Raw genomic sequence first — 12,955 nt, forward strand, 5'->3', positions numbered from 1 at the left:
CTCCTCAGGGATTGGCCCGGTTGTATTCGTTCTGGTGCTGGTTGCGGTTGCTGATCGTCCCCCACCAGGCCAGCCTGTCGTTGTGGAAGTGGGTGGCGAACGGCAGGTTGTCCTTCTTGCCGGCGTACTGGCCCTTGATCCAGTGCGGGTGCTGGTCGACTTCCAGGCAGCCGGCCAGCAGCGCCATGGGAACCAGCATCAGGATGAGACGCTTCATGTCGGCAGCCTCCCCTCGTCGTTCTGCGAATCCTTGAGGTTCTGGTTTTCGCGCGGACCCTGGCCGGTGGCCTTGATGTCGCCGCCGCGCTTCGGTTTGCCGTAGGCGATCTTCCAGCCCCACAGTTCCGGCCCGTAGCCGCGGGTTTCGACGCGCTGGCGGTAGATGTCCGAGATCACGCCCGCATCGCCGCCGATCAGGGCCTTGGTGCCGCACATCTCGGCGCAGGCCGGCAGCTTGCCTTCAGCGATGCGGTTGCGGCCATATTTCTTGAACTCGGCTTCCGAGGTATCCGGTTCCGGACCGCCGGCGCAGAAGGTGCACTTGTCCATCTTGCCGCGGTGGTTGAACAGGCCGCTCTCCGGGAACTGCGGCGCGCCGAAGGGACAGGCGTAGTAGCAGTAGCCGCAGCCGATGCACTGGTCCTTGGAGTGCAGCACGATGCCGTCTTCGGTGTGGTAGATGCAATTGACCGGGCACACCGCCAGGCAAGGCGCATCGGTGCAGTGCATGCAGGCCATCGAGATCGAGCGTTCGCCGGGGACGCCGTCGTTGATCGTCACCACGCGCCGCCGGTTCACGCCCCACGGCGTCTCGTTCTCGTTCTTGCAGGCCGTCACGCAGCCGTTGCAGTCGATGCAGCGCTCCGTGTCGCAAATAAACTTCATTCGGGCCATGTGACCTCCTAAAACTTGGATTCCCGCCTGCGCGGGAATGACGGAATTTTCATGCGCGCACCAGGCGGCACAGCGATACCTTGGTTTCCTGCATCATCGTCACGGCGTCGTAGCCATAGGTCCAGCCAGTGTTGACGGCCTCCCCGCGCACTTCCGGCGCCCCGCCCTCCGGATAGTGCTTTTCCAGGTCCTCGCCCATCCACCAGCCGCCGAAGTGGAAGGGCATCCACACCAGGCCTTGCGGCACGCGCTCGGTCACCATCGCCATCACCTTGAGGTTGGCGCCGGTCGGGGTCTGGACCCAGATGAAGTCGCCGATCTTGACCCCGATCTGGGCCGCGTCGTTCGGATTGACCTCGCAGAACATGTTCTGCTGCAGTTCGGCCAGCCAGGGATTCGAGCGGGTCTCCTCGCCGCCGCCCTCGAACTCGACCAGGCGGCCGGAGGTCATGATGAGCGGATAGTCCTTCGAAAAGTCGACCTGCTGGACCGACTTGTACAGGGTCGGCAGGCGCCAGAAGGCGGCCTTGTCGTCGTAGGTCGGGTACTTCGCCACCAGGTCGCGGCGCGGCGACACCAGCGGTTCGCGGTGGGTCGGGATCGGGTCCGGGAAGTTCCAGACGTTGCAGCGGGCCCGCGCATTGCCCCAGGGCGCGCAGCCGTGGGAGATCACCACGCGGATGATGCCGCCCGACAGGTCGGTCTTCCAGTTCTTGCCCTCCGCCGCCGCCTGCTCTTCCGGCGTCAGGTCGGCCCACCAGCCGAGCTTCTTCAGGAAGACGTGGTCGAATTCCGGATAGCCGACGTCGAGTTCGCTGTCCTTGTTGGTCGAGCCGTCGGCCGCCAGCAGGGTCTCGCCGTTGTGCTCGACGCCCCAGTTGGCGCGGAACGGCAAGCCGCCCTCGGCCACGGATTTATGCAGGTCGTACAGGATCGGCGTGCCCGGGTGCTTCATCTCGGGCGTGCCCCAGCAGGGCCAGGGCAGGCCGTAGTAATCGCCCTTGCAGGGCCCGTCCTCGGCGCGCAGCGTGGTCGGGTTGAAGGTGTGCTTGTTCTGCATGTGCAGCTTGAGGCGCTCTGGCGAGCAGCCCGTATAGCCGATGGTCCAGCAGGAGCGGTTGATCTCGCGAAGGATGTCCTCGATCACCGGCTCGTTGTTGACCACCTTGATGTTCTTGACCAGTTCCTCGCCGAAGCCCAGCTTGCGGGCGAACAGGTACATGATCTCGTGGTCGGTCTTGCACTCGAACAGGGGCTGGATGACGCGTTCGCGCCACTGGATCGAGCGGTTCGAGGCCGTCACCGAGCCCTGGGTCTCGAATTGCGAGGCGGCCGGCAGCAGGTAGACGCCGTTCTCGCGCCCGTGCATCGAGGCCGTCATGCTCGGGTAGGGGTCGATCACGACCAGCATGTCGAGCTTCTGCATGGCCGCCTTCATGTCCGGCAGGCGGGTCTGGCTGTTCGGCGCGTGGCCCCAATAGATCACGGCGCGCAGGTTGCTCGGCTGGTCGACGTACTGGTTCTGCTCGTTGACCGCGTCGAACCAGCGCGACACCGTGATGCCCGGCTTCTCCATCAGCTCCTTGGAGCCGAAGCGCGACTTGATCCACTCGTAGTCGACGCCCCAGACGTTGGCGAAGTGCTTCCAGGCGCCCTCGGCGATGCCGTAATAGCCCGGCAGCGAATCGCCGTTCGGGCCGACGTCGGTGGCGCCCTGCACGTTGTCGTGGCCGCGGTAGATGTTGGCGCCGCCGCCCTGGATGCCGATATTTCCCAGCGCCAGCTGCAGGATGCACAGGGCGCGCACGTTGGCGGTGCCGACGTGGTGCTGGGTGATGCCCATGCACCAGACCACCGAGGACGGGCGGTTCTTGGCCAGCATCTCGGCCGCCATGCGTACCGAGGCTTCCGGCACGCCGGTGACGTCGGTCACCTTGTCCGGGGTCCACTTGGCGACTTCCTTGCGGACGTCATCCATGCCGTTGGTGCGGGCGGCGATGTATTCCTTGTCTTCCCAGCCGTTCTCGAAGATGTGCCACAGGATGCCCCACACCAGCGGGATGTCGGTGCCCGGCCGGACCCGCACGTAGTGGTGGGCGAAGCGCGCCGTGCGCGTGAAACGCGGGTCGACCACGATCATTTTGGCGCCCAGCTCCTTCGCGTGCAAGAAGTGCAGCATCGAGATCGGGTGGGCCTCGGCCGGATTCGAACCGATGAACATCACGGCCTTGCTGTAGTGCAGGTCGTTGAAGGAGTTCGTCATCGCGCCGTAGCCGAAGGTCTGGGCCACGCCCGCCACCGTGGTCGAGTGGCAGATGCGCGCCTGGTGGTCGCAGTTGTTGCTGCCCCAGAAGGAAACCCATTTGCGCAGCAGGTAGGACTGCTCGTTGTTGTGCTTCGAGCTGCCGATCAGCATCAGCGCATCGGGTCCGGATTTCTGGCGCAGCTCGAGCAGCTTGTCGCCGATCTCGTTGATGGCCTGGTCCCAGGAGATGCGTTCGTACTTGCCGTTGACCAGCTTCATCGGATAGCGCAGGCGGTGCTCGCCGAAGCCGTGCTCGCGCACCGAGGCGCCCTTGGCGCAGTGGGCGCCCATGTTGATGGGCGAATCGAAGGCGGCTTCCTGGCGCACCCAGACCCCGTTGCTGACCACCGCCTCCACCGAGCAGCCGACCGAGCAGTGGCTGCAGACGGTGTGCTTGATCTCGGTCTTGGTCTCGGCCGCATTCGCCGGATCGGCCGCGCTGGCCGGTTCGATGACGTTCAGCGGCAGGTGGCGCGCGACCGCCGCGGCGCCGGCCGTGACGCCGGCACCGACCAGGAATTTGCGGCGTTTCAGCCCGCTGTCGCGCGATGTCTTCACCAGGGTCATGGCAACTCCTTACCAGTAAGCGGCCGTCTGGTAGTAACGGCGGATGTGTTCGGTCTCGTGGTAGCCCTTGGGCTTGGCCTGCGGCTCCGGGGCCGGCGCGGGCGGCGCGGTTTCGGCGGCGCCGGCGCGGGCGGCCACCACGGCCAGGGCGCCAAGCGGCGCGGCCTTCAGCAGGCTGCGGCGGGCGGGGTCGGGAGCTTTGTCCTTGTTTGTGTGCTTGTCTGCCATGACGATCCTCATGCGGCTAGTGGTGCATCGGCCGGCTCCCACACCTTGAAGGCATGGGCTTCGACCGCCAGGAAGGCGCCGGCGAAGGCGGCGACCACCCGGTAGAAATTGGCGGGTTCCGCGCCCGCGATGGCGGCCACGCAGGCCGCGTACCAGGGCTGGATGTGGGTGACGAACAGCTGCTTCTGCTCCAGCAGCGGCTGGCGCGCGATGCCCGGCGCGCCGGCGATCAGGACTCGCATGGTCTCGCACAGGGCGCCCAGGTGGTCTTCGAACTCGCCGACGCCACGGGCGCGCGCGATGCGCAGGCGCGCCAGGTCCTGGCGCAGCCCGGCCAGCGGGAAGTCGTTCATGTGGCCCGTCAGGTAGAAGGAGCCATAGGGATTCAGGAGCGGCGTGCCGGTGCTGATGAAGAGGTCCGAGAATTCCTCCGACACCGCGCCGGCATCGACCACGCTGGCGGCCTGGGTCAGTTTCAGCCATGCGTCTTCGAGCGCACGCCCTGCCTCGTCCTCGCCGTCGGCGGCGATCGGGTCGGCCGCCGCCAGGGCAGCCAGCAGGGCATCGTCGGGCGGCGCCAGCATCAGGCGCGCGATCAGGGCATAAAAATCGGCCCTGGCCTGGTCCTCGTCGCTTAGCTGGACAGCCATGGGCATGGAGATCGTTTGAAAAGACGTGGTTCCCTGCGGCACTGAGCGGTTCTCCCGTTAGCAAATCTGCACTGAAAGTGTAGCCCCGGGGAACCCGGGAGGAGCGCACGGTTGAACTTCGCCGCCTTTTCTATTTCATGCCGGCCGCATGCATCAGCACCCGCAACAGCCAGGCGACGGCGCCCAGCGCCGCGACACCGAGCAGCCAGAGGCCGAGCATCCAGCCCAGCCTGCGCATCCAGAGCGTATTCATCAGTGATAACCCTCCGTGTCGACTACCTTGCCTCGGAACACGTAATACGACCACCCCGTATAAGCCAGGATCAAGGGCAGCACGATCAGGGTGCCGATCAGCGCGAAGCTCTGGGTGGCCGGCGGCGCGGCCGCTTCCCAGATCGTGATCGCGGGCGGCACGATGTGCGGCCAGATGCTGATTGCCATGCCAATATAGCCGAGCAAGGTCAGCGCCAGGGCGGCGATGAAGGGCTGGCGGTGCGGATCGCGCTTGAGCGACCACAGCAGCCAGAACGCCGACCCGGCCACCAGCAGCGGCACCGGCGACAGGATCAGCAGGTTCGGGAAGCTGAACCAGCGCTCGGCCACCTGGTGCTGGGACAGCGGGGTCCAGATGCTGACCACCACCACCGCCGCCAGCAGCAGCAGGGCGAAGGGCCGCGCCAGGGCGACCATGCGGCGCTGCAGCTCGCCCTCGGTCTTCATCACCAGCCAGGTCGCGCCCAGCAAGGCATAGGCGATCATCACGCCAAGGCCGGCCGCCAGCGGAAACGGCGCGAACCAGTCGAGCGGCCCGCCGGCAAAGCTGCGTCCCGACACCGGGATCCCGGACAGGAAAGCGCCCAGCGCCACGCCCTGGAAGAAGGCCGCCGTCATCGAACCGCCGATGAAGGCCAGGTCCCAGACCGGCCGTTCGCGGTCGTTCGCCTTGAAGCGGAATTCGAAGGCGACGCCGCGGAAGATCAGGCCCAGCAGCATGAAGATCAGCGGCAGGTAGAGGCCCGGCAGGATCACCGCGTAGGCGACCGGGAAGGCGGCCAGCAGCCCCTCCCCGCCCAGCACCAGCCAGGTTTCGTTGCCGTCCCAGATCGGCGCCACCGAATTCATCATCGCGTCGCGGTCGCGCCTGGACGGGACGAAGGGATACAGCATGCCGATGCCGAGGTCGAAGCCGTCCAGGATCACGTACATGAACACGGAGAAGAAGATGATGCCGGCCCAGACCGCGGTGATGTCGATGTCCATGTCGATGCCCATCTTCAAGTCATGTTGTCTTCGTTGACGGAGGCGCTCGCTTCCGGCACCGACAGCGGCCGCGCCGGGGTCCGTCCCCTGCCCGGCCCGCCCTGCGGAATGCGGGTGGTATCGAAGGCCTGCGGCCCCTTGCGCACCAGCCTCAGCACGTAGGCGATGCCGACCCCGAACACGAAAAAGTAGGAGACCACGAACAGCGCCAGGCTCAGCGCCACCGGCCCGGCTTCGATCTTCGAGGCGCCGTCGGCGGTGCGCAGCACGCCATAGACGATCCAGGGCTGGCGCCCGGCCTCGGTGGTGATCCAGCCGGCCAGCACCGCCACCAGGCCCGCCGGTCCCATCCACATGGCCATGCGCAGGAAGCCGCGGCTGTCGAACAGGCGCTTCCTGAAGCGTAGCCACACGCCCCAGGCGCCCAGCGCGATCATCAGGAGGCCCAGGCCCACCATCACGCGGAAACTCCAGAAGACGATCAGGGAATTCGGCCGCTGGTCGCGCGGGAATTCCTTCAAACCCTTGATCTGGCCGCCCCAGGTATGGGTCAGGATCCAGCTGCCCACGCGCGGGATGCCGATGGCGAACTTGGTTTCTTCGTCCTTCATGCTGGGAATGCCGAACAGCAAAAGTGGCAGGGGCTTGTCGCCCTCGTTTTCCCAATGTCCCTCGAGGGCGGCGATCTTGGCCGGCTGGTGCTTCAGGGTGTTCAGGCCATGCATGTCGCCGACCACCGCCTGGATGGGCGCCACGATCAGCACCATCCACATCGCCATCGACAGCATGGTGCGCACCGCCTCGTTCCCCCGCCCCTTGAGCAAATGCCAGGCCGCGGAGCTGCCGACGAACAGCGCGGTCGACAGGAAGGCCGCGATCGACATGTGCACCAGCCGGTAGGGGAAGGAGGGATTGAAGACGATCCTGAACCAGTCGACCGGCACCATGCGGCCGTTGACGATGTCGTAGCCCTGCGGCGTCTGCATCCAGCTGTTCGAACCGAGGATCCAGGTGGCGGAAATGAGTGTACCGAGCGCGACCATGCAGGTGGCGAGGAAGTGCAGCCCGGGGCCGACCTTGGTCCAGCCGAACAGCATCACGCCGAGGAAGCCGGCCTCCAGGAAGAAGGCGGTGAGCACTTCGTAGGCCAGCAGCGGCCCGGTGATGGCGCCGGCGTATTCGGAGAAATAGCTCCAGTTGGTGCCGAACTGGTAGGCCATCACGATGCCGGAGACCACGCCCATGCCGAAGTTGACGGCGAAGATCTTCAGCCAGAAGTGGTAGAGGTCGACGAAGACTTGTCGCTTGGTCTTCAGCCAGCACAGCTCGAGCACGGCCAGGTAGCTGGCCAGGCCAATGGTGATGGCCGGGAACATGATGTGGAACGACATCGTGAACGCGAACTGCAGGCGCGCCAGGTCCAATGCCGCCAAGCCGAACATGAGTCCCCTCCGTTATTGTCGTGTGTAGAATCTAGCACGTGCTGAGCCGCGCACGATTGGCGGCGTGGCGATGGCTGGCCGCGTTCAAAATGCCACAGAGTATGATCAGGCAGTCAAGAAGCCCCGGCTTTACGGACGCCAGCCCGGCATGTGGCCGTATAATCGCAGGTATTGACATCCATTCGCTTCCTTTATCCGATGATCCAGGCCATCTCTTTCCAGAACGACGACAAGCCGCTGAACGTTTCCGCGCTCAAGGCCAGCTGCTCGGCCTGCAGCATGCACCAGCTGTGCCTGCCGATGGGCCTGGAAGAAGCGGACATCGACCGCCTCGACAAGATCATCGGCCGCCGCCGCCGCCTCGAGCGCGACGAAGCCCTGTACAAGATGGGCGAGCCCTTCCGCAACCTGTACGCGGTGCGCTTCGGCCACTTCAAGACCTACCAGGTGAACGCGGCCGGCGAAGCCCAGATTACCGGCTTCCAGATGGCCGGCGAACTGCTGGGCATGGATGCGATTTCCGGCGACCGCCACCATTGCGACGCCGTCGCGCTGGAAGACAGCGAAGTCTGCGAGATCCCCTTCACCAACCTGGAAGACCTGTTCGGCCAGGTGCCGGCCTTGCTGCGCCATTTCCACCGCATCATGAGCCAGGAAATCACGCGCGAGCAGAACGTCATGCTCCTGCTCGGCAATATGCGCGCCGAGCAGCGCTTCGCCGTCTTCCTGGTCAACCTGTCCGCCCGTTACGCCGCGCGCGGCTATGCGGCCAACAGCTTCCAGCTGCGCATGTCGCGCGAAGACATCGGCAACTACCTGGGGCTGACCATCGAGAGCATCAGCCGCCTGCTGTCGCGCTTCAAGAAGCTCGGCCTGCTGCAGGTCGACAAGCGCGAAGTGACCCTGCTGGAACCGGCGCGGCTGAAGGCGATGGCGGCCGGGACCGAGCAGTGCAGTCCGATGGCATGATCAGGCAGCCAGGGAGTTGTATTTCAGGCGCTCCCCTCGACAATAAGAGCCAGTCGGTACATGCTGGTCGTCCGGACGTAGGCCAAGCAAAAACGGAGGTCGACATGACGACAAGTAACTTAGTTGAAGAACTCTCGGGCGCGCCATCCCGCCATGGGCTTCTTGAGGACATTGGTAGTTTGCACGAAGGCCGAACCCGGCTCGATCTGGAAGGGTTCCGATTCGATCCGATACGACACCTTCCACTCTATGTCTTCAACCTCATCGACGACGACGGAGCTCTTGTCGGCCGGTATCACTTTGCACCGGGCGCGCCGGAAGCAGTGGGAGAAATCGGCAACGCCGGGGGATACGTGGAAGCAGCGTACCGGAACAGAGGTCACAGCAAAGAAGCAATCAAGGCCCTGGGCGAGCTGGCGTCGCGACACGGAATGGACTCGTTCATCATCACCTGCCCGAAGGACAACGACGCTGCGCGAAAGGCGTTGGACCAGGTCGGCACGAAAATGGCGAATCGCGATGGCGATATCTGTTTTTACGAAATTCCGGCATCGAAATCGAACTGAAGCAACCACGACGAGGAGACAGAGATGATCAAGGTGAGCGTAATGTATCCCAACGGTCCGGACGCCCGTTTCGACGACGCCTACTACCGGGACCGGCACATGCCGATGGTCAAGCAGTTGATGGGCGACTCCTTGAGGTACTACACCGTCGACAAGGGAATGGCCGGCGGTGCGCCGGCGTCGGATGCGCCCTACATCGCCATGGGCCACCTGTTCTGCGACTCCGTCGATGCCTTCCAGGCCGGTTTCGGCCCGCACACGAAGGAAATCATGGGCGACATTCCGAACTACACCAACCAGTCGCCGGTCGTCCAGATCAGCGAGGTGGTGGTCGGCCAGGCCTGAGCCGGGCGCACGCCTCATCCTTCCCAGCGCGAGCCGAGAAGGATGCTGCACATGTTCCCGCGCTGGAATGCGGGATCCTTGAAGGCGAGGAAATCGTCATTGAAGGTCCCGAAAGTGGTGTCCGGGCGCTGCCTCAAGCCCTCGTAGAAGGCGTCGATCACCCGGTGGCCGAAATCCCGTCCACGCGGGTGGGCGGCCATCACGGCGGCGCGCTCTTCCGCCGTGAACTGGTCGGCCGGCCAGGGCGCCCCAGTAATAGACGCGCACCGAATGCTGGTATAGCAGATCGCTTTCGGTATCGCGGACGAGCTCGGTAATCTCGCGCGCGATCCTGCTGTCCGGCAGGCGCACGCCGCAGATGCCGCTGTTTTCCATGGCAGGTCCCCCTCTCACCTGGTAGCGGGCAGGACCAGCTCGCGATCGTCCCGGTCCGTCACGAACACGGCGAGCAGCTTTGCCGGCTTGTCCTTGCTGGCGTTGCGGGCCACGGTATGGCGTGCTCCCGGGTCCTCGTACCAGCTTTCTCCCGCCCGGTACAGGCGCGGCTGCTCGTCGCCGACCGCGCTGACGATTTCGCCGGACAGCACGTAGGCGTAGATGAAGGCTGACTTCGGATGGGTGTGCGCCGGCGATGCTGCGCCTGGCGGAAAGGACACCTCGACCGCGACCAGCGCCTTGCCGGGCACATTCGGCAGCGCGCGCTTGAACAGCGGGGTGACCGTCTCCGGGCCGTGTGCGCCGGCGGGAAGCGCCGTGATGGACAGCAGCGCCAGGCAGATGGCGGGAATGGCGCGCTTCATCATTGCACCGCCGCCGGCACCGCGCGGAAACTGATCGCCATGCGGTTGTAGGCGTTCATGAGGCCGATCGCGATCGTCAGGTCGGCCAGCTGCTTCTGGTCGAACACGCTGGCGGCCGCTTCATACTCGGCGTCCGGCACGCCGGTCTCGGCGACGCGCGTGACGGTTTCCGCCCAGGCCAGGGCGGCACGCTCGGTGGCGCTGAACAATCCGCCGCCCTCGCGCCAGCCCGGCACCAGCACCAGCTTGTCGATCGTGACGCCCTCCTTCAGCAGGTCGCGCGAGTGCATGTCGATGCAGAACGCGCAGCCGTTGATCTGCGAGACGCGCAGGTAGACCAGGTCGACCAGGACCTTCGGCAAGCCCGACTGCAGGACATGCCCGTAGACGCCGCCCAGTGCTTTCATGCCGGCCGGGGTTGCGGCGTTGTAGTCCATTCGCTGTGTCATCTGTTTTCTCCTTGATTGAATGAGTCACAGGAGAAGGATGGTCCATCGGGTGGTCAAAAAACAGGGCCAAGAATTGAAAGTTTTAATGTACCATCCGCCGATGGACCAATTTTCCATCAGCCTCGACCGCGCCAAAAAGACGCCGCTCGCCACGCAAATCTATGCGACGATCCGCGAAGGCATCGAGGCGGGACGGATTCCTCCCCATGCCAGGTTGCCCTCGTGGCGCGACCTGGCTGCGCAGCTGGGCGTCTCGCGCGGCACCGTGCGCCTGGCCTACGAACGCCTCATCGACGAGCAGCTTGCCCTCGGCCTGGGTGCGGCCGGCACCCGCGTCACCGAGCGCCGCCCCGGCGCTTCCGCCTCCCCATGGTCGGTCGATGCGCCGCCGATGCCCGAGCTGTTCCACGACTTCGGCACCGTGCCCTTGCCCTTCCAGATGGGCGTGCCGGCCCAGGATGAGTTCCCCGACAAGCCATGGTCGCGCATCCTGACGCGCGAGGCCAGGCGCAGCGGCGCCGGCGCGGTCGGCTACCCGGATCCGCGCGGCGAGCCGGGACTGCGCAATGAAATCGCGGCCTATCTCGGCATCGCGCGGGGATTGCGATGCAGCCCCTCGCAGGTGCTGGTCACGGCCGGCTTCTGCGGCGCACTGGGCATCGCATGCCGCGGACTCGGACTCGAGGGCAGGACCGCCTGGATGGAAGAACCGGGCTTTCCGCTCACCCGTACCGCGCTCGGCCTGGCCGGGATGACGGCGGTGGCGGTGCCGGTCGACGAACAAGGCCTGGATGTGGAAGCCGGCATGCGGACCGCCGCCGACGCCGCCCTTGCCGTCGTGACGCCGGGCCAGCAAGCGCCGCTCGGCATGACGATGTCGCTGCCGCGCCGGCTGGCCTTGCTCGAATGGGCCGGGCGCAAGGATGCCTGGATCGTCGAGGACGACTACCTGAGCGAGCTGCAGCTGGCCGGACGGGCCGCCCCGGCCCTCGCCTCGCTCGACCGAGGCGAGCGCGTACTGCATATCGGTACCTTCAGCAAGACGATCAGCCCGGCCTTGCGCCTGGGCTTCCTGGTGGTGCCGCCGGCACTGGTCCGGCGCTTCGGCGACCTGGTGGCCTGCCTGGCGCCGGCGCCAAGCGAGCTGATCCAGCGGGCGGTGGCCGACTTCATGCGGGAAGGCCACTATCTGCGTCACCTGCGCCGCATGAAGCGCGTGTACGCTGCCCGCCGCGAAGCCTTGCTGCGCAGCCTGCGCGAGGAAGCCGCGGACGCGATCGCGGTCCAGGCGACGGCCGGCATGGCGGTGGTGGCGCGGCTCCGGAGTGCCGCATCGGACGTGGAGATTGCCGTGCGCGCGCGCGAATTCGGCCTCGCGCCGACGCCGCTGTCGCCGTGGTATGCGCAGCCTCCCCGGCGGCAAGGGCTGCTGCTGGGCGTGACCAACGTGGATGCGGACCGTGTGGCCGCCGACTGCCGCCGCCTGGCGGATCTGGTACGGCGCCTGGGATGATCTATGGAAGAATTTGATAGCGGCGCGGTAAAAGCCATCCTCTTCGATGTCTACGGTACGCTCGTCGAGATTCGCGACAAACGCGCGCCTTTTCGTCAACTGATCCAGATCGGCGCCCGCCAGGGCCGAAAGCCCGGTCACCAGGACGCCGCCATCATCATGGCGCAGCGCGTCGGTTTGCAGGAAGCCGCCGCGCTGCTCGGGATCCGGTTGACCGATGCCGACCTATTGTGTTGAAAAACTCCCCTTGATGGCAGCCCCGTCAGCGCCTACCGTTATCTAGGTAGAGCGCGAAGACGGAGGCCGAGATGATGGGACGTCAGGCAACGAAGCGGGAACTGTTCGTCATGATCAGTCTAGACGAATACGTTCCCGAAGACCATCTGCTGAGAGCGGTGGACCGGTATCTCGATCTGAGCGAGTTTCGCGAGAACTTGGCTGAGTCATACAGCCATACCGGTCGGCCATCAGTCGATCCCGAGCTCATGGCCCGCATGCTGATCATCGGTTACTGCTATGGCATCCGATCAGAACGCCGGTTGTGCGAAGAAGTGGGCATGAACCTGGCGTACCGTTGGTTCTGTAGGCTGGSACTAAAGGACAAGGTGCCAGATCATTCGAGYTTTTCCAAAAATCGACATGGTCGTTTCCGTGACCATGATGCGTTTCGTCAGCTGTTCGATTCCGTTCTTCGACGTTGTATGGCCGAGGGCTTGGTGCARGGCGAAGGGTTTGCAACTGATGCCAGTATGATCAAGGCTGACGCCCAGCGTCAACGTTCGTGTTCGGGCGAAGCCGGTATCGATTGGGGTAATCCAGAGCAGGCAAGTCGACCAGTGCGAGAGTATTTGGCGGCTCTGGAACAAGCCAATCCAGTGCCACCGCCGCCGAAAAGAATTTCCCTGACTGATCCGGCTGCAACCTGGACTGCCGCTGCAGGACCGGCTCTTTTTGCGTACTCAACGAA

General features: G+C 65.1%; 16 protein-coding genes and 1 pseudogene. 6 read left to right on the forward strand and 11 right to left on the reverse strand.

What is annotated here, in order from left to right; translation table 11 throughout:
* Nucleotides 1-4: 4 nt before the first annotated feature.
* The 8 genes from AC1DOQ_RS23190 to AC1DOQ_RS23225 all read right to left on the reverse strand — a co-directional run bounded on the left by AC1DOQ_RS23190 (nucleotide 5) and on the right by AC1DOQ_RS23225 (nucleotide 7,346).
* Nucleotides 5-217, reverse strand: a complete 213-nt coding sequence (locus AC1DOQ_RS23190) for a hypothetical protein (protein ID WP_477369563.1) — start codon at nucleotides 215-217, stop codon at nucleotides 5-7.
* On the reverse strand, nucleotides 214-894 hold the full coding sequence (fdh3B, locus tag AC1DOQ_RS23195) for a formate dehydrogenase FDH3 subunit beta (RefSeq protein WP_477369565.1): 681 nt from the start codon (nucleotides 892-894) through the stop codon (nucleotides 214-216). Before fdh3B ends, AC1DOQ_RS23190 begins: the two co-directional genes overlap by 4 nt.
* Before the next feature lie 49 nt (nucleotides 895-943).
* Nucleotides 944-3,766: a formate dehydrogenase subunit alpha gene (locus tag AC1DOQ_RS23200; protein WP_477369567.1), complete on the reverse strand. Its 2,823-nt coding sequence runs from the start codon at nucleotides 3,764-3,766 to the stop codon at nucleotides 944-946.
* A 9-nt stretch (nucleotides 3,767-3,775) separates the two neighbouring features.
* Complete coding sequence (locus AC1DOQ_RS23205) at nucleotides 3,776-3,994, reverse strand: formate dehydrogenase (protein WP_477369569.1); 219 nt, start codon at nucleotides 3,992-3,994, stop codon at nucleotides 3,776-3,778.
* A gap of 8 nt (nucleotides 3,995-4,002) precedes the next feature.
* A complete protein-coding gene (locus AC1DOQ_RS23210; protein ID WP_477369571.1) occupies nucleotides 4,003-4,644 on the reverse strand; it encodes a TorD/DmsD family molecular chaperone in 642 nt (213 codons plus the stop codon).
* Between the two features lie 130 nt (nucleotides 4,645-4,774).
* Nucleotides 4,775-4,897 carry a DUF2474 family protein gene (locus tag AC1DOQ_RS23215; protein ID WP_441934083.1) on the reverse strand — a complete coding sequence of 41 codons (123 nt, stop codon included), beginning with the start codon at nucleotides 4,895-4,897 and terminating at the stop codon, nucleotides 4,775-4,777.
* Nucleotides 4,897-5,904 (reverse strand): cytochrome d ubiquinol oxidase subunit II, encoded by a 1,008-nt coding sequence (cydB, locus tag AC1DOQ_RS23220; protein WP_477369596.1) that lies wholly within the window; start codon nucleotides 5,902-5,904, stop codon nucleotides 4,897-4,899. The genes AC1DOQ_RS23215 and cydB overlap by 1 nt, the downstream gene beginning before the upstream one ends.
* A gap of 14 nt (nucleotides 5,905-5,918) precedes the next feature.
* Nucleotides 5,919-7,346, reverse strand: coding sequence for a cytochrome ubiquinol oxidase subunit I (locus tag AC1DOQ_RS23225; protein WP_477369573.1), 1,428 nt, complete (start codon nucleotides 7,344-7,346; stop codon nucleotides 5,919-5,921).
* 198 nt (nucleotides 7,347-7,544) lie between these two features.
* On the opposite strand from AC1DOQ_RS23225, the gene fnr reads away from it, so the two are divergent.
* The 3 genes from fnr to AC1DOQ_RS23240 all read left to right on the forward strand — a co-directional run bounded on the left by fnr (nucleotide 7,545) and on the right by AC1DOQ_RS23240 (nucleotide 9,226).
* Entirely contained in the window at nucleotides 7,545-8,315 is a 771-nt protein-coding gene (fnr, locus tag AC1DOQ_RS23230; RefSeq protein ID WP_477369598.1) for a fumarate/nitrate reduction transcriptional regulator Fnr, read from the forward strand.
* A 104-nt stretch (nucleotides 8,316-8,419) separates the two neighbouring features.
* Complete coding sequence (locus AC1DOQ_RS23235; RefSeq protein ID WP_477369575.1) at nucleotides 8,420-8,881, forward strand: GNAT family N-acetyltransferase; 462 nt, start codon at nucleotides 8,420-8,422, stop codon at nucleotides 8,879-8,881.
* Nucleotides 8,882-8,905: 24 nt separating this feature from the next.
* Nucleotides 8,906-9,226, forward strand: coding sequence for an EthD family reductase (locus AC1DOQ_RS23240; RefSeq protein ID WP_477369577.1), 321 nt, complete (start codon nucleotides 8,906-8,908; stop codon nucleotides 9,224-9,226).
* Nucleotides 9,227-9,240: 14 nt separating this feature from the next.
* Here AC1DOQ_RS23240 and AC1DOQ_RS23245 read toward each other — a convergent pair.
* The 3 genes and pseudogenes from AC1DOQ_RS23245 to AC1DOQ_RS23255 form a co-directional block, all read right to left on the reverse strand.
* Nucleotides 9,241-9,601 (reverse strand): annotated as a pseudogene (locus AC1DOQ_RS23245) (hypothetical protein).
* Between the two features lie 14 nt (nucleotides 9,602-9,615).
* Nucleotides 9,616-10,029 (reverse strand): cupin domain-containing protein, encoded by a 414-nt coding sequence (locus AC1DOQ_RS23250; RefSeq protein WP_477369579.1) that lies wholly within the window; start codon nucleotides 10,027-10,029, stop codon nucleotides 9,616-9,618.
* On the reverse strand, nucleotides 10,026-10,475 hold the full coding sequence (locus tag AC1DOQ_RS23255; RefSeq protein ID WP_477369581.1) for a carboxymuconolactone decarboxylase family protein: 450 nt from the start codon (nucleotides 10,473-10,475) through the stop codon (nucleotides 10,026-10,028). The genes AC1DOQ_RS23250 and AC1DOQ_RS23255 overlap by 4 nt, the downstream gene beginning before the upstream one ends.
* Before the next feature lie 100 nt (nucleotides 10,476-10,575).
* On the opposite strand from AC1DOQ_RS23255, the gene pdxR reads away from it, so the two are divergent.
* From pdxR to AC1DOQ_RS23270, 3 genes are all read left to right on the forward strand, one after another.
* Complete coding sequence (pdxR, locus tag AC1DOQ_RS23260) at nucleotides 10,576-11,988, forward strand: MocR-like pyridoxine biosynthesis transcription factor PdxR (protein WP_477369583.1); 1,413 nt, start codon at nucleotides 10,576-10,578, stop codon at nucleotides 11,986-11,988.
* A gap of 3 nt (nucleotides 11,989-11,991) precedes the next feature.
* Complete coding sequence (locus AC1DOQ_RS23265; RefSeq protein ID WP_477369585.1) at nucleotides 11,992-12,225, forward strand: hypothetical protein; 234 nt, start codon at nucleotides 11,992-11,994, stop codon at nucleotides 12,223-12,225.
* A 71-nt stretch (nucleotides 12,226-12,296) separates the two neighbouring features.
* On the forward strand, nucleotides 12,297-12,955 hold a 659-nt coding region (locus AC1DOQ_RS23270), incomplete at its 3' end, for a transposase (RefSeq protein ID WP_477369587.1).

This window comes from Massilia sp. 01N417 (assembly GCF_056399645.1).

Bases quoted from the DNA above. Each gene is read 5' to 3' on its own strand.
- AC1DOQ_RS23190 (WP_477369563.1), bottom strand. From the start codon at position 217: ATGAAGCGTCTCATCCTGATGCTGGTTCCCATGGCGCTGCTGGCCGGC.
- fdh3B (WP_477369565.1), bottom strand. From the start codon at position 894: ATGGCCCGAATGAAGTTTATTTGCGACACGGAGCGCTGCATCGACTGC.
- AC1DOQ_RS23200 (WP_477369567.1), bottom strand. From the start codon at position 3,766: ATGACCCTGGTGAAGACATCGCGCGACAGCGGGCTGAAACGCCGCAAA.
- AC1DOQ_RS23205 (WP_477369569.1), bottom strand. From the start codon at position 3,994: ATGGCAGACAAGCACACAAACAAGGACAAAGCTCCCGACCCCGCCCGC.
- AC1DOQ_RS23210 (WP_477369571.1), bottom strand. From the start codon at position 4,644: ATGGCTGTCCAGCTAAGCGACGAGGACCAGGCCAGGGCCGATTTTTAT.
- AC1DOQ_RS23215 (WP_441934083.1), bottom strand. From the start codon at position 4,897: ATGAATACGCTCTGGATGCGCAGGCTGGGCTGGATGCTCGGCCTCTGG.
- cydB (WP_477369596.1), bottom strand. From the start codon at position 5,904: ATGGACATCGACATCACCGCGGTCTGGGCCGGCATCATCTTCTTCTCC.
- AC1DOQ_RS23225 (WP_477369573.1), bottom strand. From the start codon at position 7,346: ATGTTCGGCTTGGCGGCATTGGACCTGGCGCGCCTGCAGTTCGCGTTC.
- fnr (WP_477369598.1), top strand. From the start codon at position 7,545: ATGATCCAGGCCATCTCTTTCCAGAACGACGACAAGCCGCTGAACGTT.
- AC1DOQ_RS23235 (WP_477369575.1), top strand. From the start codon at position 8,420: ATGACGACAAGTAACTTAGTTGAAGAACTCTCGGGCGCGCCATCCCGC.
- AC1DOQ_RS23240 (WP_477369577.1), top strand. From the start codon at position 8,906: ATGATCAAGGTGAGCGTAATGTATCCCAACGGTCCGGACGCCCGTTTC.
- AC1DOQ_RS23250 (WP_477369579.1), bottom strand. From the start codon at position 10,029: ATGATGAAGCGCGCCATTCCCGCCATCTGCCTGGCGCTGCTGTCCATC.
- AC1DOQ_RS23255 (WP_477369581.1), bottom strand. From the start codon at position 10,475: ATGACACAGCGAATGGACTACAACGCCGCAACCCCGGCCGGCATGAAA.
- pdxR (WP_477369583.1), top strand. From the start codon at position 10,576: ATGGACCAATTTTCCATCAGCCTCGACCGCGCCAAAAAGACGCCGCTC.
- AC1DOQ_RS23265 (WP_477369585.1), top strand. From the start codon at position 11,992: ATGGAAGAATTTGATAGCGGCGCGGTAAAAGCCATCCTCTTCGATGTC.